Annotated in this window: 24 protein-coding genes, 3 tRNA genes and 1 pseudogene; 11 read left to right on the top strand and 17 right to left on the bottom strand. The window is 72.4% G+C overall.

From position 1 onward, the window contains the following. Positions 1-109: 109 nt before the first annotated feature. On the top strand, positions 110-2,815 hold the full coding sequence (locus GVV76_RS06640) for a DEAD/DEAH box helicase (RefSeq protein ID WP_236263278.1): 2,706 nt from the start codon (positions 110-112) through the stop codon (positions 2,813-2,815). 26 nt (positions 2,816-2,841) lie between these two features. Here GVV76_RS06640 and mmuM read toward each other — a convergent pair whose 3' ends face one another. Next, complete coding sequence (gene mmuM / locus GVV76_RS06645; RefSeq protein WP_159625854.1) at positions 2,842-3,873, bottom strand: homocysteine S-methyltransferase; 1,032 nt, start codon at positions 3,871-3,873, stop codon at positions 2,842-2,844. Positions 3,874-4,062: 189 nt separating this feature from the next. On the opposite strand from mmuM, the pseudogene GVV76_RS06650 reads away from it, so the two are divergent. Continuing rightward, positions 4,063-5,430 (top strand): annotated as a pseudogene (locus tag GVV76_RS06650) (amino acid permease). 46 nt (positions 5,431-5,476) lie between these two features. Here GVV76_RS06650 and GVV76_RS06655 read toward each other — a convergent pair. Both GVV76_RS06655 and GVV76_RS06660 read right to left on the bottom strand, forming a co-directional pair. Continuing rightward, positions 5,477-5,860, bottom strand: a complete 384-nt coding sequence (locus GVV76_RS06655; RefSeq protein WP_159625856.1) for a YccF domain-containing protein — start codon at positions 5,858-5,860, stop codon at positions 5,477-5,479. A 147-nt stretch (positions 5,861-6,007) separates the two neighbouring features. Further along, the gene (locus GVV76_RS06660; protein ID WP_159625858.1) at positions 6,008-6,928 is read right to left on the bottom strand and encodes an ATP-grasp domain-containing protein; all 921 of its coding nucleotides are present in this window, start codon (positions 6,926-6,928) and stop codon (positions 6,008-6,010) included. Positions 6,929-7,096: 168 nt separating this feature from the next. Here GVV76_RS06660 and pip point away from each other — a divergent pair, with 168 nt between their 5' ends. The 8 genes from pip (at position 7,097) to rdgB (ending at position 11,425) form a co-directional block, all read left to right on the top strand. Further along, a complete protein-coding gene (gene pip / locus GVV76_RS06665) occupies positions 7,097-8,230 on the top strand; it encodes a prolyl aminopeptidase (RefSeq protein ID WP_236263280.1) in 1,134 nt (377 codons plus the stop codon). A 134-nt stretch (positions 8,231-8,364) separates the two neighbouring features. Further along, positions 8,365-8,438, top strand: a tRNA-Lys gene (locus tag GVV76_RS06670). A 38-nt stretch (positions 8,439-8,476) separates the two neighbouring features. Next, positions 8,477-8,550: transfer RNA gene (locus GVV76_RS06675), tRNA-Lys, on the top strand. A gap of 362 nt (positions 8,551-8,912) precedes the next feature. After that, positions 8,913-9,080, top strand: a complete 168-nt coding sequence (locus GVV76_RS10210) for a hypothetical protein (RefSeq protein ID WP_201288726.1) — start codon at positions 8,913-8,915, stop codon at positions 9,078-9,080. A gap of 56 nt (positions 9,081-9,136) precedes the next feature. Next, entirely contained in the window at positions 9,137-9,613 is a 477-nt protein-coding gene (locus tag GVV76_RS06680) for a peroxiredoxin (RefSeq protein ID WP_159523872.1), read from the top strand. Between the two features lie 112 nt (positions 9,614-9,725). Further along, positions 9,726-9,807: transfer RNA gene (locus GVV76_RS06685), tRNA-Leu, on the top strand. 119 nt (positions 9,808-9,926) lie between these two features. Beyond that, positions 9,927-10,721 (top strand): ribonuclease PH, encoded by a 795-nt coding sequence (gene rph / locus GVV76_RS06690; RefSeq protein ID WP_159523870.1) that lies wholly within the window; start codon positions 9,927-9,929, stop codon positions 10,719-10,721. Then, positions 10,718-11,425 carry an RdgB/HAM1 family non-canonical purine NTP pyrophosphatase gene (gene rdgB / locus GVV76_RS06695; RefSeq protein WP_159625860.1) on the top strand — a complete coding sequence of 236 codons (708 nt, stop codon included), beginning with the start codon at positions 10,718-10,720 and terminating at the stop codon, positions 11,423-11,425. Before rph ends, rdgB begins: the two co-directional genes overlap by 4 nt. 80 nt (positions 11,426-11,505) lie before the next feature. Here the strand turns inward: rdgB and GVV76_RS06700 are convergent, their stop codons facing one another. The 5 genes from GVV76_RS06700 to clpS are packed head-to-tail and all read right to left on the bottom strand — an operon-like array spanning position 11,506 to position 14,622. Beyond that, entirely contained in the window at positions 11,506-12,051 is a 546-nt protein-coding gene (locus GVV76_RS06700) for a DUF3054 domain-containing protein (protein WP_328703566.1), read from the bottom strand. Further along, positions 12,039-12,845, bottom strand: a complete 807-nt coding sequence (locus GVV76_RS06705) for an MBL fold metallo-hydrolase (protein ID WP_159524105.1) — start codon at positions 12,843-12,845, stop codon at positions 12,039-12,041. The genes GVV76_RS06700 and GVV76_RS06705 overlap by 13 nt, the downstream gene beginning before the upstream one ends. Continuing rightward, positions 12,842-13,696: a glutamate racemase gene (murI, locus tag GVV76_RS06710; protein WP_235905456.1), complete on the bottom strand. Its 855-nt coding sequence runs from the start codon at positions 13,694-13,696 to the stop codon at positions 12,842-12,844. The genes GVV76_RS06705 and murI overlap by 4 nt, the downstream gene beginning before the upstream one ends. Positions 13,697-13,738: 42 nt before the next feature. Beyond that, positions 13,739-14,302, bottom strand: a complete 564-nt coding sequence (locus GVV76_RS06715; RefSeq protein WP_159625862.1) for a DUF2017 family protein — start codon at positions 14,300-14,302, stop codon at positions 13,739-13,741. After that, the gene (gene clpS, locus GVV76_RS06720) at positions 14,299-14,622 is read right to left on the bottom strand and encodes an ATP-dependent Clp protease adapter ClpS (protein ID WP_159524108.1); all 324 of its coding nucleotides are present in this window, start codon (positions 14,620-14,622) and stop codon (positions 14,299-14,301) included. The genes GVV76_RS06715 and clpS overlap by 4 nt, the downstream gene beginning before the upstream one ends. A 62-nt stretch (positions 14,623-14,684) precedes the next feature. Between clpS and GVV76_RS06725 the strand changes: the two genes are divergently transcribed. After that, positions 14,685-16,085, top strand: a complete 1,401-nt coding sequence (locus GVV76_RS06725) for a nicotinate phosphoribosyltransferase (protein WP_159625864.1) — start codon at positions 14,685-14,687, stop codon at positions 16,083-16,085. An 84-nt stretch (positions 16,086-16,169) separates the two neighbouring features. Here the strand turns inward: GVV76_RS06725 and GVV76_RS06730 are convergent, their stop codons facing one another. From GVV76_RS06730 to GVV76_RS06770, 9 genes are all read right to left on the bottom strand, one after another. Then, complete coding sequence (locus GVV76_RS06730; RefSeq protein ID WP_159625866.1) at positions 16,170-17,987, bottom strand: DEAD/DEAH box helicase; 1,818 nt, start codon at positions 17,985-17,987, stop codon at positions 16,170-16,172. Next, a complete protein-coding gene (locus GVV76_RS06735; RefSeq protein WP_159625960.1) occupies positions 17,984-18,322 on the bottom strand; it encodes a DUF3039 domain-containing protein in 339 nt (112 codons plus the stop codon). The genes GVV76_RS06730 and GVV76_RS06735 overlap by 4 nt, the downstream gene beginning before the upstream one ends. Positions 18,323-18,501: 179 nt before the next feature. Further along, positions 18,502-19,245, bottom strand: coding sequence for a glucosamine-6-phosphate deaminase (gene nagB, locus GVV76_RS06740; protein WP_159625868.1), 744 nt, complete (start codon positions 19,243-19,245; stop codon positions 18,502-18,504). Between the two features lie 342 nt (positions 19,246-19,587). Further along, complete coding sequence (locus GVV76_RS06745; protein ID WP_159625870.1) at positions 19,588-21,297, bottom strand: transporter; 1,710 nt, start codon at positions 21,295-21,297, stop codon at positions 19,588-19,590. Continuing rightward, on the bottom strand, positions 21,273-22,055 hold the full coding sequence (locus GVV76_RS06750; RefSeq protein ID WP_328703567.1) for an ABC transporter ATP-binding protein: 783 nt from the start codon (positions 22,053-22,055) through the stop codon (positions 21,273-21,275). The genes GVV76_RS06745 and GVV76_RS06750 overlap by 25 nt, the downstream gene beginning before the upstream one ends. Positions 22,056-22,226: 171 nt before the next feature. Then, entirely contained in the window at positions 22,227-22,511 is a 285-nt protein-coding gene (locus GVV76_RS06755) for an HU family DNA-binding protein (protein WP_073452310.1), read from the bottom strand. A gap of 202 nt (positions 22,512-22,713) precedes the next feature. After that, positions 22,714-23,445, bottom strand: a complete 732-nt coding sequence (locus tag GVV76_RS06760) for an N-acetylmannosamine-6-phosphate 2-epimerase (RefSeq protein WP_159625872.1) — start codon at positions 23,443-23,445, stop codon at positions 22,714-22,716. A gap of 130 nt (positions 23,446-23,575) precedes the next feature. Further along, positions 23,576-24,613, bottom strand: coding sequence for an ROK family protein (locus GVV76_RS06765; protein WP_159625874.1), 1,038 nt, complete (start codon positions 24,611-24,613; stop codon positions 23,576-23,578). 105 nt (positions 24,614-24,718) lie between these two features. Next, positions 24,719-25,639 carry a dihydrodipicolinate synthase family protein gene (locus tag GVV76_RS06770; protein ID WP_159524115.1) on the bottom strand — a complete coding sequence of 307 codons (921 nt, stop codon included), beginning with the start codon at positions 25,637-25,639 and terminating at the stop codon, positions 24,719-24,721. Positions 25,640-25,669 lie beyond the last annotated feature (30 nt).

Genomic DNA, 25,669 nt, shown 5'->3' on the forward strand with positions numbered 1-25,669 from the left:
GTGACGCGTCCGATCGACGGGCGGGCGCCACCAGCGCTACGGCGAGGAGGGGGCGTCGCCCACCCCGGCGGCCCTCGGAGCGCCTGCTCCCCTGTGGGACGATGGCGCCATGCCCACCGTCACCGCGCCCCAGGCCCCCGCGCTCAACGCGATGCTCGACGCCCTCATCCCGGCCGATGACCCGCAGCGCGTGCCCGAGCCGGAGGAGACCTACCTCGCCTTCACCGAGTGGGCCGAGTCCACGGGCCGCCCCCTCTACCCCCATCAGGACCAGGCGCTGAGCGAGATCCTCCAAGGACGTCATGTCATCGCCGCAACCCCCACGGGCTCAGGCAAGTCGATGATCGCGCTCGCGGCGCACACGGCCTCGCTGGCGCGCGGCGGGCGCTCCTACTACACCGCGCCCCTCAAGGCCCTGGTGAGTGAGAAGTTCTTCGAGCTCGTGCGGCTCTTCGGCGCGGACAACGTCGGCATGGTCACCGGGGATACCTCGATCAACGCCGCCGCCCCCATCATCTGCTGCACGGCGGAGATCCTGGCCAACCAGTCCCTGCGCGAGGGCGAGGAGCTGGACGCGGACTGCGTCGTGATGGACGAGTTCCACTACTACGCCGACCCGCAGCGCGGCTGGGCCTGGCAGGTGCCACTCTTAGAGCTCCCCCAGGCCCAGATGGTGCTGCTCTCGGCCACCCTGGGGGACGTGTCCTACTTCGTTGAGGACATGGAGGCGCGCACGGGCAGGGAGGTCGCCGTCGTCGACGACGCCGCGCGGCCGGTCCCGCTGGAGCTGGAGTACTCGGTGGAGTCCATCGAGGAGCTCCTCACCCGCCTGGTGGGCCAGGACAAGGCCCCCGTGTACGTCGTCCACTTCTCCCAGAAGGAGGCCATTGAGCGCGCGACCTCCCTGCTGAGCGTGGACCTGGGCCTAACCAGGGCGCGCAAGGCGGAGGTGGTCGGGGCGATCGGCGATTTCCGCTTCGGCCCGGGCTTCGGGGCGACCCTGTCCAAGCTGTTGCGAGCGGGCATCGGCGTCCACCACGCGGGGATGCTCCCGCGTTACCGCAGGCTCGTGGAGCGGCTCGCCCGCGCCGGCCTGCTCAGCGTCATCTCGGGCACGGACACCCTGGGGGTGGGCATCAACGTGCCGATCCGCTCGGTGGTCATGACCTCCCTGGTGAAGTTCGACGGCGCGAGGGAGCGCCACCTGACGGCTCGCGAGTTCCACCAGGTGGCGGGCCGCGCCGGGCGGGCCGGATTCGACACGCGCGGCTACGTGACGGTACAGGCCCCCGAGCACGTCATCCTCAACGCCAAGGCCCTGGCCAAGGCGGGCGATGACGAGCGCAAGCGCCGCAAGATCGTGCGGAAGAAGGCCCCCGAGGGGCGGGTCAACTGGACGGACAAGACCTTCGAGCGCCTGCGCGACGCCGCCCCGGAGACGCTCACGAGCCAGTTCCAAGTCACCACCACCATGATCCTGGGCCTCATGGAGCGCCCCGGGGACCCGGTGGCGCATATGGCCCGCCTCCTGGGGCGCACGCAATCGAGCGCCGCCGAGCGGCGGGCCCATGCGCGCCGCGCGCTGGACATCTACCGCTCGCTGCGCACGGCGGGCGTGGTGGAGCACGTGCCGAGCGCCGTGGCCGCCGCGGATGGGCGCCCCCGCCTGCGCCTGGCGGTGGACCTTCCGGGAGACTTCGCCCTCAACCAGCCGCTCGCGCCCTTCGCCCTCGCCGCCATGGACCTGCTGAACCCCGAGTCGCCGGAGCACGCGCTGGATGTGGTCAGCCTCGTCGAGGCGACCCTGGACGATCCCCGGCCCCTCCTGTACGCCCAGCAGAGGGCGGCCCGCGGCGAGGCGATCGCGGCGATGAAGGCCGAGGGGCTGGACTATGAGGAGCGGATGGCCGCCGTCGAGGAGATCACCTGGCCCCAGCCGCTGGCCGAGCTCCTGGCCCCCGCCTTGGAGATGTACAAGCGGGCCAACCCGTGGACCACCGAGCACGAGCTGCGCCCGAAGTCGGTGGTGCGCGAGATGGTGGAGAACGCGATGACCTTCTCCGACCTCGTCTCTCGCTACGAGCTCGGGCGCAGTGAGGGCGTCCTCCTGCGCTACCTCACCGATGCCTACCGGGCGCTGCGGCAGGTGGTTCCCGAGGAGCACCGCACGGAGCAGGTCGAGGAGGTCGTCGACTGGCTCGGCGGCCTCGTGCGGGCCGTCGACTCCTCCCTGCTCGACGAGTGGGAGGCCCTGGGGGCCGCCGAGCGCGGCGAGCCGCTGAGCGCGGGAGCCGTTCCCGGGGACCGGGCCGGGGCCGACGACTCGACCGGCGTGGAGCGGGCATTCGGCGCCGATGCCGATGGGCGAGTCGCCCTGACCCGCAACCTCCACTCCTTCCGGGTGGCGGTGCGCCGCGAGATGTTCCGGCGCGTCGAGCTCATGGCGCGCGACGACGTCGAGGGCCTGGCGCGTTTGGACGCCGCGTCGGGCTGGGGCGAGGAGCGCTGGGATGAGGCGCTAGCGCGCTACTGGGACGAGTACGACTGGATCGGCTCCGACACCGCCGCGCGCGCCATCGCCCTGGCGCCGCTCGACGAGTCTCCCGACGCCCAGGCCTTGGCCGCGGCAGGGGTATCCGAGCGCCTCGTCGACGTGATCGAGCGAACCGGCCGGCGCGTGTGGCTGGCGACTCAGATCATCGAGGATCCCGACGGCGACCATGACTGGAGGCTCACGGCCCTGGTGGACCTGGAGGCCTCTAACGAGGCCGAGCGCGCCGTCATCCGGCTGCTGAGCGTCGGCCCGCGGGGCTGACCCGGGCGGGGCGGCCTGGCCCGCCCTCAGCACCGCGGCTCGGGGCCAACCGCGGCGGTCGGCAGGCCGAACATCCGGGCGAGCACAGCCGTGTCGGCGGGCGTCGTCCGGCAGCAGCCGCCGATGAGCCGCGCGCCGGCCCGCGCCCATTGCCGGGCGTGGGCGGTGAAGCGCTGGTCGGGGGCGGCAGCGGTCCAGGTCTTCGTGCTCGGGTGGTAGATGTCCCCGGAATTGGGGTAGGCGACCAGGGGCTTGGCGGTCACGCCCCCGAGAACGCCCAGCGCGGGCATGACCGCGCCCGGCGCGACACAGTTGACGCCGACGGCGGCCACGCCGGGCTCAGCATCGGCCCAGGCCCCGGCCTCGGCGAGCGGCGTGCCATCGGCCAGGCGCTCGCCATCGTCCCCCGTCTGGAAGGAAACCCAGCACTCGGCGCCGGGGGCGATCCGGCCGACCTGCCGGACGATCCACTGGGCCTCATCGAGCCGGGGCTGGGTCTCGACGGCGAAGAGCCGGATTCCCTCCCCGGCCAGTGCCTCGATGCGCGGGACGTGGACGGCCTCGAAGTCGGGGGCGTGGAGGGCGTAGGCGCCAGTGTACTCCGAGCCATCGGCGAGATAGGCGCCGTAGGGACCGAGGCTCCCGGCGACCAGCGCCACCCGGTCAGGGCGCTCCCGGCGGGAGCGGGCGGCAGCCCTCAGGGCGATGCGGGCGCTGGAGGCGATGGCGCCCCGGGCCTCGGGCTCGCTCAGCCCTGAGCGCATGAGGGCGGGCAGGGCGGCCTGGTAGGAGTTGGTGGTGAGGACGCGCGCGCCCGCGCGCAAGTAGGAGTCGTGGACGGCCGCCACGGCCCGCGGCGCCGTCACGAGGGCAAGCGCGGACCACAGCTCCTGGGCGGTGGGGACGCCGCGCGCATCGAGCTCGGTACCCATCGCGCCGTCGAGGATGACGGGCCCCTCCCCCAGCGCTCGGGCCAGTGGCGCGGGCGCTGAGCCGTCATCGGCGCCCTCGACGGCGCCGCCACCGGGGCTGAGGGGGAGGGTCTGGGCGGGCTCCATGCCGGGAGCCTATTGCCCGCCCCCGCGAGACCGCGCCTAGTGGCCCGCTTCGCGAGATGCGCCGTCGCCGCCTCTGACCTGACCGATAGCGTCCCCGCCATGCCCAGCGACGACTCCTCCTCCAGCCGGCCTCTCGCCTCAGCGGATCGGACCTCCGCGGCCGGGCGCGTCGACGCCCTTGAGAGGCGCATGAACAAGCGGCACCTCATGATGATCAGCTTCGGCGGGGTCATCGGCACGGGCCTGTTCCTGTCCACCGGGTACACGATCAACCAGGCGGGGCCCTTCGGGACCGTTTTGGCCTACGCGATCGGCGCCGTCATCGTGCACCTGGTGATGATGTGCCTGGGCGAGTTGAGCGTGGCCATGCCCTTCACCGGGGCGTTCCACCTCTACGCGCGCCGCTTCATCGGGCCGGCAACGGGCTTCGTGACGGCGGTGCTGTACTGGCTGACGTGGACGGTGGCGCTGGGCAGCGAGTTCACGGGGGCGGCCATCATCATGAACGGCTGGTTCCCGGGGGTGCCCGTGTGGGTGTAGGCGGCGCTGTTCATCGCGCTCATCCTCATGCTCAATATGCTCTCGGTGCGTGTCTTCGCCGAGGCGGAGACGCTGCTGTCGGGGGTGAAGGTCGTGGCAATCATCCTGTTCATCGTCCTGGGAGCGGCGGCCGTGGTGGGCCTGCTGCCCTACGACGGCGGCGGGGCGGGAGGCCCGGGCGGCACGGGCGACGCGGCGCCACTGCTGTCGAACCTCACCGGCGATGGCCTGTTCCCCAATGGCCTCGGCGCCGTGTTCACCACGATCCTCGCGGTCAACTTCGCCTTCTCGGGCACTGAGCTCATCGGCATCACGGCGGGCGAAGTGAAGGACCCGGGCACCACGATCCCCCGCGCGATCCATGCCACCCTGGTCCGGCTGGTCGTGTTCTTCATCGGCTCCATCGTCGTCATCGCGGCGCTCATCCCATGGCAGGACGCGGGGGTGGAGGAGAGCCCCTTCGTCACCGTCCTGGACGGCATCGGGATCCCTGGGGCCGGGGACATCATGAACGTCGTCATCCTGACAGCGATCCTGTCGGCGGCGAACTCGGGGCTCTACGCCTCGACCCGGATGCTGTGGTCCCTGGCGAACGAGGGGACCCTGCCGAGGGCGCTGGCGCGCACGAACCGCTTCGGTGTGCCCGCCCTGGCGATGGGCCTGTCCATGATCGGCGGGCTGGCCGCGCTCCTGACCTCGGTGTACGCGGCGTCGACGGTCTACCTGGTGCTGGTGTCGGTCTCGGGCCTCGCCGTGGTGCTCGTGTGGGTGGCGATCTCGGCCTCGCACCTGTCGTTCCGGCGCAGGTGGGTGGCCGAGGGGCGCAGCGCCGGGGAGCTGGCGTATCGGGCGCCGGGATACCCGTGGGTGCCGATCGCGGCCCTGGTGCTGACGACCGCGTCGTGCCTGCTCATCGTCTTCGACCCGGTTCAGCGCCCGGCCCTGGGGATCACGGCGGTCTTCCTGGTGGTGTGCTACGGGGGCTATTGGGCGGTGGCCCGCCGCGTCAGCCTCTGATCGGATCGGGGATCGGCGCGCCGCTCGGGCACGCGGCCCGGCGTCCTCACAGGAGGCCGCGCCCGGGCACGACCCGCTTGCCGAAGGGGAAGCAGGTGACGGGGATGAGTTTGATGTTGGCGATGGCCAGGGGGATCCCGATGATCGTGATGGCCTGGACGAAGGCAGTGGTCACATGCCCGATGGCGAGCCACAGGCCGGCGACGAGGAACCAGATGACGTTGGACAGCCCGCTCATGACGCCGGCGCCCGGGCTGGGGACCACCTGGCGGCCGAAGGGCCACAGCACGTACCCGGCGATGCGGAAGCAGGCCACCCCGGCGGGGATGGTGATGATGAGGGCGCAGGCGATGATCCCCGCGACGATGTAGCCGAGGAAGAGCCACAGGCCGCCGCAGACGACCCAGATGATGTTGAGCAGCGCACGCATGGCACAGTCCTATCACACCGGACCCAGCCCCCGGGGCGCCGCGGGATCAAGTGGGTGACCAGGCCGCCAGGGCCGCCCGAATCATCAAGGCGCCGGCCTTGACACGCATGAGGAGAGCGGGCCTCAAGCGGGCCTTACCCCGCCGGGTCACCAGAAGACGCGCTGGGCGATGGCGTCGGCGAAGTTGTTGAGGGCGTCGGGGGCCGAGCCCAGGTAGAGGCCGGCGTCGATGAGCGAGACCTCCATGAGGTAGAAGCCCCCCTGGCCGTCCTCGACGACGTCGACCCGGTTGAAAAGCAACTGGATGTCGCGCCCGGAGCGCTCCTTAATGTGCTGGTGGAGGGCCTTGCGCACGCGCTCACCCCACAGCCACTCCTGCTCGCTGGGCTCACGCGCCGTGACAATCTCCTCGTGGACCTCATCCGTGGAGCGGAAGGAGGGGTGCAGCATGGGGGCCTTCTCGACGGCGTGGGAGAGTACGCCGTTGAAGTAGACCAGGGAGAGTTCGCCCCTGCGGTCCACCTCCTCGAGGTAGCGCTGCACCATGACCGTGCGGCCCCGCGAGAGGTGGTGCATGGCGTCGTTGATGGCCTCCGAGCGCGATCCGGCGTCGATCGCCGTGTAGCGCCCCGTGCCGCGGCCGCCCGAGGAGATGGCCGGCTTGACCACGAAGTCGCCGAATGCCGGGAAGCGGCAGTGCACCTGGTGCTTGGACAGCCCCGCATCGGGCTCCAGCCACAGGGTCGGGATCATGGGCGCGCCGAGCTCGCTGAGGCGGCGCAGGTAGTGCTTGTCCGCGTTCCAGGCGACGACGTCGGGGTGGTTGGCGAGGCGCGGCACGGAGCGCGTCCACCGCAGGAAGTCCTCGTAGCGGTCGCTCTTGGCGTAGTCGCGCACGGAGCGCAGGACCACCATGTCCGACTCGCTCCAGTCCACGCCCGGCTCATTCCACACGGCGACGCGCGGCTCGATGCCCCGCTCGCGCAGCGCGTCGGGCAGGGCGCGGTCGTCCTCATCGAGTCCCGGGAAGTCGGAAGAGGTCGCGAGGGTCACAATCGGCATGCTCACGGCACCACGGTACCGCGCGCGCGCCCTTAGGTCCCACCTCCCGGGCTGTGAGAACGAACAGGACGGCGAGCGATCCTCCCCACCCCGCTCCCAGCGCCCCCGCCACCGGCGCCGGCAGCGCGCCCCCAGGCGCGGCCAGCGCCCCCGCGCCGGCGCCATAATGCCGCCATGAGCGCCCCCGAGAAGACCGGCCCCAACCCCCTCCCCACCGATACCGCCTCCCCCGTCACCGCCCCGCCGTCGTCGGCCCCGCGCGGCCTCTACCCGGAGATCGAGCCCTACGCCACCGGCCTTCTCAACGTGGGCGACGACCAGAGCGTCTACTACGAGGAGTGCGGCAACCCGGCGGGTATCCCGGCGGTCTTCGTCCACGGGGGCCCCGGCGGTGGCTGCGCGCCGGCACACCGGCGCTGCTTCGATCCGGAGAGGTACCGGATCGTCCTGTTCGATCAGCGCGGCTGCGGGCGCTCCCTGCCCCACGCCTGGGAGCCGGAGGCGGACCTCACGGCAAACACCACCTGGCACCTCGTGGAGGACATGGAGCGCCTGCGCACCCACCTGGGCATCGACTCCTGGCTCCTCTTCGGCGGGTCCTGGGGATCCACCCTGGCCCTGGCCTACGCCGTCACGCACCCCGAGCGGGCGGCCGCCCTCGTCCTGCGCGGCATCTTCACCCTGCGCCAGCGCGAGCTCGACTGGTACTACGAGGCCGGCGGCGCGGATATGGTCTGGCCCGACGAGTGGGAGGCCTTCACCGCGGCGGCCGGCGACGGCGTGGGCCCCGGCGGGTACATCGAGCGCTACCACGAGCTGCTGACCAGCCCGGATCCCGCCGTCCACGGCCCGGCGGCGATCGCCTGGACCACGTGGGAGGCGGCGACCTCCACGCTCCTGCGCGACCAGGGGCATATCGACGAGGTCCAGGACCCGGCCTTCGCCCTAACCTTCGCGCGCATCGAGAACCACTACTTCGTCAACCGCGGCTGGATGGATGACGGCGAGCTGCTCACCCGCGCCGGGGCGCTGGCCGACCACGGCATCCCCGGGGTGATCGTCCAGGGCCGCTACGACATGTGCTGCCCCATCGGCACCGCCTGGGCCCTCCACCGCGCTTGGCCGGAGGCCGAGATGCGCATCAGCCCCACCGCGGGGCACGCCTTCAACGAGCCCGAGACCCTCGACTCCCTCATCAGGGCGACTGATCGATTCGCCGTCGAACTCGCGGGACTCGCGGGGCCCATGGGGCTCTCAGGGGCGACGGGGCCCGCGGCGAGAAGAGGCGCCGCCGCCGCCAAGGCCTGAGGCGCCGCCGAGGCCTGAGATGTCAGGCACATCGAAGGCTTCGGGCCGCTCCTGAGTGGACTCGCGCCGCATCCCGGAGGTACAGTCTGTCCCTGTTGCCAAGCGCTCGCGCCTGGCGAGCACGACAATCCAATGCCTCCTTAGCTCAGTTGGTTAGAGCACCTGACTCTTAATCAGGGTGTCCAGGGTTCGAGTCCCTGAGGGGGTACTGACGACTTCCGGCCCAGCCGGAAGCCGCTCACCAGAGCCTCCTTAGCTCAGTTGGTTAGAGCACCTGACTCTTAATCAGGGTGTCCAGGGTTCGAGTCCCTGAGGGGGTACTGACGACTCCCGGCCCAGCCGGAAGCCGTCGGCCACGCCAGTGGCCGATCACCGCTAGCTCAATTGGTAGAGCAGCTGACTCTTAATCAGCGGGTTCAAGGTTCGAGTCCTTGGCGGTGTACCACGTTTGGATCGGCGCGATGCCGCTGCGGGAATGAATCCCGAGCGCACGCCGCCGTGCCGCGAGCGCCCAGGCGCCCTCCCGTGTAGAGCCCTCCGGGAGCCCTGTGCCGTTCGCGCCCACCGTGACCATCCGCCGGAGCGCGCCAGCGCCGCCGAGCAGGTTCCCTGCCGTCCCTGCCCGCGCCCGGCATTGAGGAGCCCTCGCAGAAGGGCTGAGATGAGAAGAAGGAGAAGAGAGATGACGGACATCATCAGCATCACCGCGTCCCGCGAGGACGCCGAGCGCGAGCTCGCCGCGGCCCGCACCGAGGTCGACTCCCTGGTCGCCACCGCGTCCCCGTCCCGCCTTGAGCGGGCCCTGGAGCGCCTGCAGGCCGCCGAGGAGGCCCTGGACCTGGCCGCCTGAGGCCCTAGCCGCGCGAAAGGGCGACGCCCAGTTCGGATGAGGACAGGAGACAGATCATGAGCACCCTCGCCATCGGGGACACAGCCCCGGACTTCACGCTGCCTGATGCCTCCGGCGCCGAGGTCGGCCTCGCCGAGCTGCGCCAGAGGGCCAGCGCCGGCGTCGTCGTCTACTTCTACCCCCGCGCCTCCACGCCGGGCTGCACCAAGGAGGCCTGCGACTTCCGCGACTCCCTGGGCGCCTGGAAGGCCGCGGGCTACGAGGTGGTCGGAATCTCCCCCGACTCCCCCGCCGCGCTGAAGCGCTTCACCGAGAAGCAGTCCCTGCCCTTCCCCCTGCTGTCCGACCCGGAGCGCGCCGTCATGGAGGCCTGGGGCGCCTGGGGCAAGAAGAAAAACTACGGGCGCCTGGTCACCGGCGTCATCCGCTCGACCGTCGTGGTGGACACCGCCGGGAAGGTCCTGCTGGCCAAGCACAACGTCAAGGCCACTGGGCACGTCGGGCGCCTGCGCGCCGAGCTCGGCATCGACTGAGGCGGCGGCGAGCCCACGCCGGTTGAGGCGGCCTCCGCTGGCCTGGGCGCGCCGGCGGGCGCCGGGCCAGTCCGGCCGCGGCGCCCGCCCGAGCGGGTAGGCTCACCCCTGAGCGCGAGTGGCGGAATTGGTAGACGCCCCAGGTTTAGGTCCTGGTGCCTTCGGGCGTGAGGGTTCGAGTCCCTTCTCGCGCACTGCCCAGTCAGAGGATCCGCTCGCCCGCGCCACGGCGCGTAGACGCTCTTTCCATCGCGGCGGTGAACGCGCCCGGAACACGCGGCGCGGCGTCGTGGCCCACGAGTACCCTGTCCCAGTGACTACGACTGGCTTCACCCGCAAGGACGGGCGCGCGACCGATGAGCCGCGCCCCGTGACCATCACTCGCCACTGGCTCGACCACGCCGAGGGCAGCGTCCTCATCAGCTTCGGGCGCACCCGCGTGCTGTGCGCGGCGTCGTTCACCGAGGGCGTCCCGCGCTGGCGCAAGGGCAGCGGAGAGGGGTGGGTGACAGCCGAGTACGCGATGCTCCCCCGTGCGGGCTCCGAGCGCAGCGGCCGTGAGTCCGTGCGCGGCAGGGTCGGCGGGCGCACCCACGAGATCTCCCGCCTGATCGGCCGGTCCTTAAGGGGCATCATCGACGTCGGCGCGCTGGGGGAGAACACCATCGCGCTGGATTGCGACGTGCTTCAGGCCGACGGCGGCACCCGCACCGCCGCGATCACCGGGGCCTACGTCGCCCTGGCCGACGCCGTCGCCTGGGGCACCGAGCGCGGCCTCATCAAGCCCCGCGCCGGGCGGCCCGTGCTCGCCGACTCGCTGAGCGCCATCAGCGTCGGCATCATTGACGGCGTCCCCTGCCTCGACCTGCCCTACGAGGAGGACGTGCGCGCCCACACCGACATGAACGTCGTCCAGACCGGCGACGGGCGCTTCATCGAGGTCCAGGGAACCGCCGAGCACTCCCCCTTCAACCGCGACGAGCTCGGAGCCCTGCTCGACCTGGCGAGCGCGGGAAACGCGGCGCTGGCGGCCCTCCAGCGCCGGGCCCTAGCCGAGCGCGCCGACGGACCCGTGACGGTCTCGTCCGGCGCGGGGGCACGAGCATGAGCCCGGCCGTTGGCGACCCGCCGATCGGCGACACCGGGGCACCCGACGGCGCCCTGCTCGTCCTGGCCACCCACAACGCCGGCAAGCTCGCCGAGTTGCGGGAGATCCTGGCCCCGCTCGTGCCCGGGCTGGCGCCCGGGGCGATCATCTCAGCGGCCGAGCTCAGCGCCCCCGAGCCGGTCGAGGACGGCCTCAGCTTCGCGGAGAACTCCCTCATCAAAGCGCGGGCCCTGGCCCAGGCCACCGGCCTGCCCGCCGTCGCCGACGACTCGGGGCTGTGCGTGGACGTCCTGGGCGGGGCGCCAGGGATCTTCTCGGCCCGCTGGTCCGGCTTCCACGGCGACGACGAGGCGAACCTGCGACTCCTCTTGAACCAGATCAGCGCCGTGGCGGACCCGCACCGCACCGCGCGCTTCACGTGCGCCGCCGTGCTCGTCGTCCCCGGGACCGGGGGCGGGGTTGGGCGCGAGGAGATCATCGAGCGCTCGATGGAGGGTCGGCTCATCACCGAGCCCGTCGGCGAGGGGGGCTTCGGCTACGACCCGATTTTCGTGCCCGCCAGTGAGGACGAGCCGGGGGCGGCGGGGCGCACGAGCGCTCAGTTGAGCCCGGCGGAGAAGAACGCGATCTCCCATCGCGGCCAGGCCTTCCGGGCCATGGCCCCCATCCTGGCCGACCTCCTGACTCATCACCTCCCCCAATGAGCGAGACCGGTCGAAAATAGGAGCGAGACCGGTCCGCGGACCGGTCTCGCTCCTATTTTCGACCGGTCTCGCTCAAATACTTACTGATCCTGCGCGTCGAGACGGCGCTGGAGGGGCTTGGGGGTCAGCGAGTCATGCGCCTTGGCGAAGCCGTAGAGCCAGCGCCAGCCACCAAGCGCCGCCACGAGCAGCGCCCCCGTCATGACTGCCCATGACGCCAGTCCCGCGCCGCCTCCGGCCAGGGCGCGCATGACCGTCCACGCGCCCCACGCCACGACGACGACGGCCCCGCCCTCCGGCCAGGGCCTCTCGAGGTGGTGCTCGCGCCCGCGCAGCAGCGCCCAGGCGCAGGCCCAGGCGATCACCACGGCGGCGGCCCCCCGCGCCAGCGCCGTCGGGATCTCGTCGAGCTCATGAGCCCCCGCCGAGCCCAGCACCGCCACCAGGGCGGCGCCGATGGCGTCCGCGGGCAGGACGAGCCACCAGCGCGTGAGCCGGTTACGGGTCCAGGGGCAGTCAACGCCGTCGGGAACGGCGGGTGCCCAGTCGATCCGGCGCCCCGCCCCGGCGGCCGGCGAGGACGGATCGCCCCCGACCGCGCCCCCGCGCTCACTCACAGTTCCCACACCATCGAGCTCATGGCGGCGTCCACCGGACCCGAATAGGCGCGGCGGGCCTCAGCCAGCGGGATGGCGGGGTCCGTCCAGGGCTGGATGTGGGTGAGGATCAGGCGCCCCACGCGCCCCTCCTGGGCGAGCTCGCCGGCGCGCAGGCCCGTGAGGTGCATGCCACGCACGGCCTCCCCGCCCTCCACGAAGGCGGCCTCGGACAGGAGCAGGTCGACGCCGTCGGCCATGGCGGTCATGCCCTCGCAGGAGTCGGTGTCCCCGGTGAAGGCCATGGTGACGATGCGCGATCCGTCCTCGCTGGGGCCCTCGATCCGGTAGCCGTAAGCCTCCACCGGGTGCAGGGCTGTGTACGGGGTGATCGTCATGGGGCCCACGCGAACGGGGCGCCCCGGGGTGACGGTGCGGACATCGAACTCGGTGCGGTAGTCCTCGTCGGTCTTCTCCGTGCCGTCGACGCCGCGAAGGCGCTCCAGCAGGTTGGAGGGCCCGAGGGTGAGGACGGGGCCGAGGGGGCCGGCGGGGTTCCAGCGGCGGTAGACGTGCATGCCGACGAGGTCGGCCATGTGGTCGGCGTGGCAATGGGAGATGCAGATGGCATCGAGGTCGGCAGGGTCGACATGGTTGAGGAGCCGCCCCATCGAGCCCGGGCCGAGGTCGAGGATGACGGACCAGGTGTGCTCGGCGCCCACCGGGCCCAGGGGGTCACCGCCGCTGGCCTGCACCAGGTAGGAGGAGGCGGAGGAGCCTGGTCCCGACATGGAGCCGGAGCAGCCGATGATCGTGAGCCTCATGCGCTCTCCTCGGCAGAGATGGCGGGGATGGGCACGACCCGCTCAGCCCGGGCCGACGGCGCCGGGCGGCCAGCACGGGTGACTGACCCGACCTCGGGGCCCAGGAATCGGCGGGCGAGCACGGCGAAGGACTCGGGGTCCCCCGTGGAGCGGAAGTCGTGGAGGGGGGCGGGAGCGCCAGGGTCGCGGAGCAGGTCGTTCGCGGCGAGTTCCCGGTAGACGTCCTTGGCCGTCTCATCGGAGGAGGCGACGAGGCGCACGTCCTCCCCCATGACGTAGGAGATGGGGCCTACGAGCAGCGGGTAGTGCGTGCATCCGAGGATGAGGGTGTCGACGCCGGCCTCGCGCACGGGCGCGAGGTACTCCTCGGCGACACCGAGAGCCTCGGGGCCCGTGGTCACGCCCCTCTCGGCGAGGTCGACGAAGCGCGGGCAGGCCTGGCTGATGAGTTCGACCCCCGGGACGGCGCCGAGGGCGTCGGAGTAGGCGCGCGAGTCCACGGTTCCCTGGGTGGCGATCAGTCCGACGCGCCCGTTGCGGGTCACGCGGGCGGCCGCGCGGGCGGCGGGGTGGATCACCTCGATGACAGGCACGCCCTTGCCCAGGGTGTAGCGGGCGCGGGCGTCGTGGAGCACGGCCGCCGACGCCGTGTTGCAGGCGATGACGAGGAGCTTGACGCCGGAATCGACGAGCTCGTCCATCACCCCCATGGCGAGGGCGCGCACCTCGTCGATGGGACGCGGCCCGTAGGGGGTGTTCGCGGTGTCGCCGATGTAAAGGACCCTCTCCCCCGGGAGCTGATCCAGGACAGCGCGCGCCACCGTGAGCCCGCCGACCCCGGAGTCGAACATTCCGATGGCGGCGTCATTCATGGAACCGAGACTATGCGGCGCTCAGTCCCCCAGGAGCCCTGATACCAGTGATTCCTGCCACCAGGTGAGCATGGTGTAGAGGATCGCCGCCGCATGACGCTCCCTGACCTGCGGATCCGCGTCTGTGATCGGGGATGGATCGGCGAGCGAATGAATCGCCTCGGCGGCCTCGGGGCTGTCGATCCCCAGACGCCGGGCGAGCAGGAGGCGGGCGTCGTTGAGCGCCCCCAGCCACGCGCCCTCGGCCCCGGCCGCCACCCGGACGGCGCCGTCGGTTCCGGAGGGGGCCAGGAGCTCGGCGATGGCGTCGCGCGCCCGGGAGTCCTTGAGGTCGCGCAGGCCCGCGCGCCGGCAGGCGGAGATGGCGACGGCGGTCTCCGGGTCCTCCGAGGCGTCGGGCAGGAGGATCTCGCGGGCCAGGGCGGCCTCGGCCCGCAGCGCCCGGTCCGCGGAGGTCTCGGCGGGATGGCCGTCGTCGGCGCCCAGGACGGTGGCGACCTGCAGAAGGAGCCCGGCCAGGGCCTCGCGCTCCTCTGGCTCCAACCGGCTCTCCCAGCCCCCCTCGACGGCGGTGAAGGCCCTCATCGGCCCTCTCCCCCGCCGTCGGTCAGGCCCGCCAGGGGCTCGATGGTGGCGCGCAGCCCGTAGGAGTGCATGGCGGTGACATCGGCCTCCATGCGGGCGCGCTCGCCGCGGGAGACGGTGGCGCGGCCGGTCATGTGGACCTGCATCATGAGATGGGCGGCCTTGGACCGGGGGTAGCCGAAGTGGCTGGCGAAGACCCAGGTGACGTAGTCCATGGTGTTGATGGGGTCGTCGTGGACGACGGTGGCCCACAGGCGGTGGGCGCTGGTGCGCTCATCTGCTTGGATGCTCGGTTCCGCGACCGGCACGGCGGGGCTCATGCTGGCAGCGTAGCCGGTGGCGGCGGGTATGCGGCGCATTCGGTTCGGGCTAGGTTGTTGTCATGACGATCACGCCCGGCGCTCTCCCCGCCTCGCCGCCCACCGCGCTGTCGACCTCCCTCATGACCGACATGTACGAGCTCACCATGCTCCAGTCGGCACTGCGGGCGGGCACGGCGCAGCGGGAGAGCGTCTTCGAACTCTTCGGCCGCAAGCTGCCCGCCTCCCGGCGCTTCGGCGTGGTGGCGGGAACGGGGCGCCTCCTGGACGCCGTCGAGGCCTTCACCTTCACCTCCGAGCAGATCGACTTCCTGCGCCGCGCGGGGGTCGTCGACGACACCACGCTGGACTTCCTACGCGATTACCGCTTCCGGGGGACGATCCGCGGCTACGCGGAGGGCGAGTGCTATGTGGCCGGCTCCCCCCTGCTCACGGTCGAGGGCACGTTCGCGGAGGCCTGCATCATCGAGACGCTCGCCCTGTCGATCTACAACTACGACTGCGCGGTGGCCTCGGCCGCCTCACGCATGACGATCGCGGCGCACGGCCGCCCCTGCGCTGACTTCGGGGCGCGCCGGGCGCATGAGGAGGCGGCCATCGCGGCGGCGAGGGCGGCCGTCGTCGGCGGGTTCGCGGCGACCTCCAACCTGGAGGCCGGGATGCGCTACGGGATCCCCACGGTGGGGACCTCCGCGCATTCCTTCACCCTCCTGCACGACAGCGAGGAGGAGGCCTTTGCGGCGCAGGTGGCCTCGCTGGGCACGGGCACGACGATCCTCGTGGACACCTATGACATCGCCACGGGCGTGGAGCGGGCGGTCAAAGCCGCGCGGGACGCGGGAGGGGAGCTCGGCGCGGTGCGCCTGGACTCCGGCGACCTCGTGGCCGAGGCCTTCAAGGTGCGCGCGCAGCTCGACGCCCTGGGAGCCACGTCCACCAAGATCACGGTGACGAACGACCTCGATGAGCACGCGATCGCCGCGCTCGGCGCCGCGCCCGTGGACTCCTACGGCGTGGGGACCAAGCTCGTGACCGGCTCGGGGCGCCCGACTGCGGCCCTGGTCTACAAGCTCGTGGAGCGCCGGGGCGCCGACGGCGAGATGGCGGAGGTCGCGAAGTTCTCCTCGGGGGGCAAGGCGACGGTCGGCGGCCGCAAGTGGGCGGGCCGCGTCATCGACGGCGCGGGCACGGCCACCGAGGAGCTGCTCGTCTCGGCCAGCACCGAGGCGGAGGGCCTGGCGGCCCTGGCTGAGGCCGGGGCGCGCCCCCTGCAGGTGCCGCTCGTCGTCGACGGGACGATCGTGGAGGAGCACCGGGGCGAGGGGGCGCTGGCCGCCGCCGCTCAGCGCCACCAGGCCTCGCGCGCGGAGCTTCCCTACGAGGCCTGGCGGCTCAGCGACGGCGATGCCGCGATCCCGACCCGCTACCTCGACCTCGACGGCCGCACCGCCACCCGGCGCTGAGGAGCGCTGGGCCGGCCCGACCGGCGTCGCCGCCCCAGCGGCTCGGCGCCCCTCTCAGCACCCGTCGGCGCTTGTCGGCGCTTGTCAGCGCTTGCCGACGAACCAGCGGCGCAGGGTGCCCACGCGCTTCTCGATCTGCTCGGTGGTGGCCTGCGCGACCTCCGGGCCCCCGCACACGCGGCGTAGCTCGTTGTGGACGGCCCCGTGGGGCTGACCGGAGCGCCGGGCCCATGCGGACACGAGCGAGTTGAGTTCCTTGCGGGCGGCGGCGCGCTTGCGGGCGTCATCGACCCCCGAGTTGGCGCGGCGCTGAGCGGCGGCGGCGGCCTGGCGCTTCTGGGACTTGATCTGCTTGTCCTGGCGGGCCCGCAGCAGGGCGGTCACCTGCTCGGGCTCGAGCAGCCCGGGAAGCCCGAGGTAGTCCTGCTCCTCCACGGAGCCGACCATGGCTCCGGTACCGAACTCGCCGCCGTCGAAGAGGACACGATCGAACTCGGCGGTGGAGTTCATGGCCTCGAAGGCGCCGAAGAGGTCATCCGAGGCCTTCTCCTCCTTGTTGGCCTCGGCGATAAGACGGTCCTCCGGGTAGCCGAAGACCTCGTCCTCGTTGGAGCGCGGCTTGCCGAGCACATGGTCGCGGGCCACCTCCATCTCATTGGCCAGGCCCAGCAGCGGGGTCACCGAGGGGAGGAACACGCTCGCCGTCTCGCCGCGGGCCCGCGAGCGCACGAAGCGCCCGACGGCCTGGGCGAAGAACAGCGGCGTGGAGGTGGAGGTCGCGTAGACGCCCACGGCCAGGCGCGGGACGTCCACGCCCTCGGAGACCATGCGCACGGCCACCATCCAGCGATCGGTGGACTCGGCGAAGGCCTCGATGCGGCTGGAGGCGCCCGAATCATCGGACAGGACCACGGTGGGGGGCTCCCCCGTGATCGCGGCCAACTGGCGGGCGTAGGCGCGGGCCCGCTGCTGGTCGGTGGCGATGACCAGGCCGCCGGCGTCGGGCACCTGGCGGCGCACCTCGCTCAAGCGCTGGTCCGCGGCGGCCAGCACCGCGGGGATCCACTCCCCCTTGGGATCCAGGGCCGTGCGCCAAGCCTGGGCCTCGAGGTCCTTGGTCAGCGGCTCGCCCAGGCGCGCGGCCATCTCATCACCGGCTCGCGTGCGCCAGCGCATCTCGCCCGAGTAGGACATGAACATGACCGGGCGGACAACGCCGTCGCGCAGGGCATCGGAGTAGCCGTAGGAGTAGTCGGCCTTGGAGCGCTTGACGCCCCCGGCCTCCTCGGCGTAGGTGACGAAGGGGATGGGGGACTCATCGGAGCGGAAGGGAGTCCCGGTCAGGGACAGCCGGCGCCGGGCGGGGCTGAAGGCCTCGCGGATGGCGTCGCCCCAGCTCAGGGCGTCGCCGCCGTGGTGGATCTCGTCGAGGATGACGAGGGTGCGGATGGAGTCGGTGCGGGCGCGGTGCAGCGCGGGGTTGGCGGCGACCTGCGCGTAAGTGAGGGCGACGCCGTCGAACCGGGATCCGAGCGCCCCCTGCCCGTTGGAGTAGGAGGGGTCGATGTGGATGCCGACCTTCGCGGCGGCCTCCGCCCACTGGAACTTCAGGTGCTCAGTGGGGCACACGATCGTCACCTTGTAGGCCTCGCCGAGCCGCAGGAGCTCGACGGCGATCCGCAGGGCGAAGGTGGTCTTGCCGGCTCCCGGCGTGGCCACGGCCAGGAAGTCCTGCGGCATGGCGCTCATGTACTTCTCGAGTGCGGCGGCCTGCCAGGCGCGCAGGGAGCGCGTCGTGCCCCAGGCGGCGCGCTGCGGGTAGGCCGGGGAGAGGTGCTCCGCGGCGAAGATCGATGGCTGGGTCGGGTTGTGCTGGGCCTGGCTCCCGCGCGCGGGGCTCACTGACCACCCCGCCCGAAGGGGAAGCGCGGGCGGCGCGGGCCGCCCTTGCCGTCGGCGCGCATGGACTCCATGATCTCCTTGCAGGTGGGGCACACGGGGTACTTCGACGGGTCGCGGCCGGGGGTCCACACCTTGCCGCACAGGGCGACGACGGGGCGGCCGGTGGCGGCCGCGGCGGCGATCTTGTCCTTGCGCACGTAATGGGCGAAGCGGTCGGCGTCGCCGTCGTCCGTGGACTGCAGTTCCTCGCGCTCCAGGACGGCCGTGCCGACGGAGCGCCCGGGCTCGGCGCCCGGGTCCGCGGGGCTACCAGGATCGGCAGGATCGGAGCTCATGCGGGGAAGGATCATGCGGCCAGTCTAGGCCCGCCCCCGGATGCGCTCCGAGCCGGCGGCCTGTGCGATAACTCGCCCGCCCTCCCCCTCCCCTCCGTCGTCTTTCACCGAGACCGGTCGAAAATAGGAGCGAGACCGGTCCGCGGACCGGTCTCGCTCCTATTTTCGACCGGTCTCGGTCAGGGGCGGGCAGCGGTGAGGAGGGAGGCGGCGGCGGGGTCGACCAGGACGAGGGCGTCGGCGTGGTTCTGCATGACGGTGGCGGGCCACTGGGGGCTGACCTCGCCCTCGACGAGCTGGCGCACGGCCTCGGCCTTGTTCTCGCCGGTGGCGATGAGGACGAGCCTGCGGGCCTTCATGATGGTGCCCAGGCCCTGGGTGATGCAGTGCGTGGGGACGGCGTCGATGTCGCCGTCGAAGAAGCGGGCGTTGTCGCGGCGGGTCTGCTCGGTCAGGACGTCGATGTGGGTGGCGGAGTCAAGGGGGCCGCCGGGCTCATTGAAGCCGATATGGCCGTCGGCGCCGATGCCCAGGATCTGCAGGTCGCAGTAGCCGGCGGCGGCCATGGCGGCCTCGTAGGCGTCGCAGGCGGCCTGGAGGTCGGGGTTGAGGGCGTCGGGGCCGTGGAGGGCGCCGGGCCTCATGTCGACGCGCGAGCGCAGGTGGCGCTCCATGAAGGTGGCGTAGCGCTCGGGGTGACCCTCGGGCAGGCCGACGTACTCGTCGAGCATGAAGCCGGTGACCCTCGCGAAGGAGATCCGGCCTGCCTCGCAGCGGCGCGTGAGCTCGTCGTAGAGCGGCAGCGGGCTGGAGCCGGTGGCGGTGCCCAGGACGGCGTCCGGCTTGGCGGTCAGCAGCTCCTCGATGGCGTCGGCGGCGCGCTCGGCGATGGCCTCGGGCGTGTCCAGGATGACGAGCTCCATGGTTGCTCTCCTCGATCGGTGGGGTCTCATGCGGGACGAGCGCCTGCGCGCTCCTGATCGAATCATAAAACATCCGATCATCAAACGTCACGTCGAACGGTTGGCGCCCCGGGCGCCCCAGCAGCGCCGCGCCCGCGCTCGGCGAGTTCCGGCTCCTTCTCAGCGCGCCTCCATATGCCCAGGCCAGGACGAGATGGTGGCGAGGACCGCGACCTGTCGTCGCTGGTTCAGGATCCTCCCGCCAACGACGACGCCCACGACCGCGCAGGCGCAGCCCCAGAGCGCCCCGCCCGCGAGCACGGCCCAGCCCCACGCCCTCAACGTCCGGGGGGCGGGTCAGGCTCAGCGGACGTCCTCGTGCCCGGGCCAGGACCGGATCGTGGTGAGCACCCGCGGCCCCCGCTCATCGAGGTACCGGCCTCCCAGGACGATGCCGCCCCAGGTGGCGCCCGCTGCCCACAGCAGGCCGCCCGCGAGGACGAGCCACCCCCACGCCCACATCCCGCTCACCGCCGTGACGGCAAAGCCCGCGACGACGGGGGCAGTCATGAAGCCGATGATGACGAAGCCGACGATCTGGACCAGGGCGGCAATGAAGGCCGTGCCGGAGGTGCGCGACTTCATGAGGCTCTCCCCCGGCGCGTTCATCTCGTAGAGCACGAGCACGCTCATGACGCTCGACCAGGCGTAGGCGCAGCCCATGAGGGCGACGCTGAGCCCCAGCACAGCCGGCAGGATGTCCCACCGTCCACTCGCCCCGGCACCGAGGCAGGCGACGATGACGAGCAGGGGCACCTGCCACAGGGCCGCGGCGACCACACGCCCCAAGCGGTCGTTGCGCCCGCTCAGCCCGGCCGACACGTGCTGCCACAGGGCAGTGGAGTCGAAGGCGAGGTCGTTGTGCAGACCCCAGCCGCACATGAGCGCGAGGAAGACGGCCCCGGCGAGCACGGCCGGTGGCGCCTCGCCCCAGGACAGGACGCGCCCGAAGGAGATAGTGGTGCCGCCCCCACTCAGGGCGGCCTGCCGGCTGCCGAGGAAGGCGACGGTCAGGATGGCCGGGACGAAGACCAGCGAGACCACCTGGGCCACGTAGCGGGGGTCGGAGCGCCAGTAGCGCAGGCACCGGGCGGCGACGGCGGCCGCGGCAGAGGGCATGACCCGTTCCAGGCGCGCGTGCCACACCAGGGCGGGCCCCGCGGCGTCACGGTGAGCAGCGGCCTCGTAGGAGCGCGTGCGAACCGAGGCGCGGGCGGGCCCCGTCATCACGCGCCGGGTCACCCGCTCCCAGGCGGGCAGGAGCGCCACTGGCACGATGAGCGCCCCCAGCGCCAGGGCCCCGGCGGGCAGCACCTGCCCCTGGGCGAGGTAGCCGGGGGCCGCAGCCGCCCAGCCGAAGGGGGACAGACCCGCTCCGACCGCACCCGTGCTCAGGGCGGCCAGCAGACCGTCCGGGTCGCCGACGCTCATGTTGGACAGCAGTGACGGCAGCCAGGCGACGGCGAAGACCGCGAGCATGCCGATGAGACCGGCCAGCTCGCGTCCGCGGCGCGACCGTGAGACTCCCGCCCCGATGACGATGACGCGGCTGAGCAGGACGCATGTGGCGAGCAGGGCGGGCGCGAGCACGAGGGAGAGCAGGGCGGCGCCCATCTGCCCGGCGATCGCCCACACGAGTGCCGGCAGCAGCGTCCCCAGGGCGGTGAGGACGCCAGTGATGCCGCAGGCTGCGGCCACGGCCAGGGCGCGCGAGAGCGAGCGCGAGGGCGCGATCCAGGCGGCCATGGCGCGCGGGTCGAGCGTGGCGTCCACTCCGGTGAACAGCAGCGGGAGGAGGGTCCAGGCCAGGACCGTCAGCGCCGCGACGGCGGCGAGGACCTGGGCGATGACGTCGACGGGGGCCTGGCCCAGGGCGATGGCGCCGCTCAGGGCCAGCCCCAGGGCGCCCAGCCCGTAGAGGGCGGCGATGACGGTGCCGATGAGCGCCCAGATGTTGCGCGAGAGCGCGTTGAGGGTCAGGCGCCACCTCAGACGGACGAGGGTCGCAACCACGACAGCTCCTCCCTGGTGGTCGGGGCGCCGACGAGCTGGGCGAAGCGGGTGTCGAGGTCCTCGCCGGCGGCGACCTCCTCGGTGGTGCCGGCGGCCAGGACGCGCCCGTTGTGGATGACGGCCACGTGGGTGCAGAAGCGCTGGACGGTGGCCATGACGTGGCTGGAGATGATGACGGTTCCGCCGGCGGCGGCGAAGTCGGTGAGCAGCGACTGGATCGTCTGGGCGGAGACGGGGTCGACGGCCTCGAAGGGCTCGTCGAGGACGAGCACGGCGGGCGAGTGGACGAGGGCGCAGGCCAGGTGGACCTTCTTGCGCATGCCGGCGGAGTAGTCGGTCACGAGCGTCGTGCCGGCCTCCCACAGGCCCAGGACGTGCAGGAGCTGGGTGGCGCGCTCGATGACGGTCGCGCGGTCCAGGCCCCGCAGCAGCCCGGAGTAGGTCACGAGGTCGAGGCCGGAGAGGCGGTCGAAGGTGCGCAGGCCGTCGGGCAGGACGCCGAGCTGGGCCTTGGCACCGGCCGGGTCGGCCCACACGTCGGTGCCGTGGACGAGGACGCGGCCGCCGTCGGGCACGAGCAGGCCGGTGGACATGGACAGCATGGTCGTCTTGCCGGCGCCGTTGGGGCCCACGATGCCGTAGATGGATCCCGTCGGCACGGCGAGGCTGAGCATGTTGACGGCGATCTTCTGCCCGAAGGCCTTGCACAGCCCCTCCATGAGGAGCGCCGGGGGGCTCCCGGATGCGGTGTGGCTCATACCCCCAGGCTATGAGCGGAACGGCCGAGGCACCTCATCCGCGGGGACGATGCCGCCCCGCTCCTCCCCTCAGCGACGAAAAGGGGTGCGCCACCGTCTCGGTAGCGCACCCCGGGGGCGTTCGGGCGGTCAAGAGGGAGGCGCCGTGGCGCCCACCGCCCTCAGCCGGGCTCAGTTGTCGGCGACGGCCTTCTTGAGGGCCGAGCCCACGGTCAGCTTCACGCCGTAGCCCGCGGGGATCTGGATCTCCTCACCGGTGCGGGGGTTGCGGCCGGTGCGGGCAGCGCGCTTGACGCGCTCCACGCCCATCAGGCCCGTGATCTTGACAGCCTCACCCTTCGAGACACTCTCCACGAGAACGTCCTGGAAGGCGGCGAGGAAGGCATCGGCCTCGGTCTTCTTCAGGCTGGTCTTGGCGGCGATGGCCGCGATGAGCTCGGTGCGGTTGACGGACATGTCTTGCCTCTCGGTCGTGGAGCGGCACCTCGGTTGGGTGGTGCCACTGGCCGCAACGCTATGCGCAATTGAGGCGTCTTGTCAGTCGCTGAGCCGATTTTCGACGTGTGACACACCAGATCAGCGCCTCAATCGTCCCACGAGTCCCACCGACCACACCGACATCGTTATGGCCTCTCACCTGGGAGTCCGCTCGAAGCGCTCAGGCGGTGGCGGCGCCGCTCCCGTCCGGGCGCCCGACGGCGCTGACGAACCAGGACGTGATCGTCGTGGGATGAGTGATCGCGGTGCCGACGACGACGGCGAAGGCGCCCCGCCCCATCGCCTGGGCGGCCTGGGCCGGGGTGTGGATCCGCCCCTCGACGACGAGCGGCAGGGAGGCGAAGCCGACGATCTCGTCGACGAGCTCGAGGTCGGGGCCGTCGGTCTTGGGGCGCTCGCCGGTGTACCCGGCAAGGGTGGTGCCCAGGACGTCGACGCCGGCGTCCTGCGCGGCGCGGGCGTCGTCGGCGCTGCCGCAGTCGGCCATGATGAGGGTGCCCGGACGGGCGGCACGCAGTCCCTCGACGGTCTGGGCCAGGGTGAGCCCATCGGGGCGGGGGCGGCGTGTGCCGTCCAGGGCCACGATCTGGCTGCCGGTGGCGGCCACGGCGATAGCGTGGGTGAGGGTGGGGGTGATGAAGACGCCGTCGTGCCCGTCCTTCCACAGCCCGATAACGGGCACGTCCACGTGCTGGTTGATCAGGGCGAGGTCGGCCAGGCCCTGGGCGCGGATGCCGACGGCGCCGCCGGCCACGCAGGCCTGGGCGACCTCGTCCATGGTGCGGGGGTCGCGCATGGGCTCGCCGGGGTAGGCCTGGGCGGAGGCGATGAGGCCCCCCTTGAGGCGGTCGAGGACGGCCTGGCTGGTGTCGGTCTCATTCGCTTGGGTCATGACGCGGTCTTCTTTCGTGGGACGGGGGTGGGATGCGATACGGCGGCTGAACTCGCGATGGGCGGTGGTCGGGCCGGGGCCGGGCGGCGGTCATGCGGGGCCGGCGCCGGGCCGGCGCCGGGCCAGCGCCTCACCCCATAAGGGCGAGGGCGCCCCGGGCGGCGCCGACGATGGGGGCGGTGGTGCCGAGCTCGGCCGGGACGATCTCGATGCCGGCCAGGGGCTCGATGACCTCGGCTAAGAAGGCCTCGCGCAGCGGGGCCCACCACAGATCGCCGGCCCGGGCCAGGCCGCCGGAGATGATGATGCGCTCGGGGTCCAGGACGGTGGCCACGCCGGCGATCGCCTGGGCCAGGGCGACGGCGGCCTCCCGGTAGACGCGCGCGGCGAGCTCGTCGCCCGCCTGGGCGCGCCTCTCGACGTCGTGGGCGTTGACGGCCGCGGGGTCGCCCCCGGCGGCGAGGTAGCGGCGGTGGATCTGGGGGCCCGCGGCGATGGGCTCGAGGTGGCCGGGGCGCCCGCAGGTGCAGGTCTCCCCCGCGGCGAGCCTCGAGGGCATGTGCCCGATCTCCCCGGCGACGTGGTGGGCGCCGCGCAGGGGGACGCCGTCGAGGAGGACGGAGCCGCCCACGCCGGTGCCCACGGCCACCATGAGGGCGCAGCGGGTCGCGCGCCCGGCGCCGAGCCAGGCCTCCCCCGCCGCGTAGGCGTCGACGTCGTTCTCGACGTGGATGGGCAGGCGGCCCAGGCCCTCGGCCTCAAGACGGGCCTGGACGCCCCGCGCGACGCGGGTGCCGGTCCAGTCGGTGATGGCGTCCGTGGCCGAGACGATCTCGCCGCGCTCGACGTCGACGACGCCGGCGGTGCCGATGCCCACCGCGCCGATGGCCGCGGACCCGCCGAAGGAGGCTTTAGCGCCCGCGCTGCCCGTGCGCGCGACCTTCATGACGAGGCCGGCGATGGCGTCGAGCATGGCGTCGGGCCCCTCATGGGCGGGGGTGGGGACGGAGGAGATGGGACCGAGCAGCCGGCCGTCGGCGCCCACGAGCGCGGCCGCCATCTTGGTGCCGCCCAGGTCGAGTCCGACGACGACCGGGGTGCCCGCGCCGCCGGTGATGCTGGGCGCGTCAGGGGCGCCCGTCGCGCCGCTGGCGTCGGAGGAGGCCATGGGATTCCTTTCGCCGCCGGCGGTCCGGCGCAGTGAGGATGCGATGGGGACGGGATGGGGGGCGGCCCGGGCCGGGCGCGGCGTCCGGCCCGGGCCGCGCGGGCCTCAGATAAGGCCCTCCTCCTTCATGACGGCCACGACGGCCTCCTTGTTGGCGCCCTCGAGGGGCTTGATCGGGAAGGCGACGTAGTTGGCCTTGATGATGCCGAGTTCGACCATGGCGGTCTTGAAGGCGCCGATGCCGGTGGCGTCGGCGGAGCGGCCCTGAACGGCGAAGACAGCCTCGAAGCCGGCGGCGATCCGGTCCTGGATGGCGCGCACGCGGGGCCAGTCACCCTCGCGGGAGGCGTCCCACATCTCCCGGTAGGGGCGCGGCTCGACGTTGCCGTAGCCGGGCACGAAGCCGTCGGCGCCCAGCAGGAGCATGCCGTCGACCATGAGCTCGTGGCCGGACAGGAGGGCCAGGGGGTGCCCGGCCTTCTCGTTGGCGGCCACGAGGCGGCGGAAGCCGACGTCGTCGCCGGAGGAGTCCTTGACGCCGGCGATGACGCCCTCGGATCCCAGGCTCACCAGCAGGTCGCGGGAGAGCTTCTTGCCGCCCAGGCGCACGGGGACGTCGTAGGCGAACAGGGGGATCGAGATCGCCGCGGCGATGGCCCGGAAGTGGGCAGCGAACTCCTCCTCGTCGTTGAGCGCGTAGAAGGGGCAGGTCGCGACGATGCCGTCGGCGCCCAGGGCCTCAGCGCGCTTGGCGTGCTCGATGACGCGCTTGGCGGTGGTGTCGATGGCGCCGGCGAGCACCGGCACCCGGCCGGCGACACGGGCGACGGTCCTCTTGACGATCTCATCGCGCTCGGCGTCGGTGAGGTAGGCGACCTCGCCGGAGGAGCCGAGCACGAACAGGCCGTGCATGCCGCCGTCGATGAGGTGGTCGATGACCTTGTCGAGGTCCTCGTAGTCGACGTCGCCACTGGCGGTGAAGGGGGTGACGACCGGTGGGATGACGCCGGTGAAGCGGGTGTCCATGAAGGTTCTCTTCCTGATTGCTGGGATGGG

The organism is Actinomyces sp. zg296 (assembly GCF_009829695.1).
GTDB classification, from domain to species: domain Bacteria; phylum Actinomycetota; class Actinomycetes; order Actinomycetales; family Actinomycetaceae; genus Actinomyces; species Actinomyces marmotae.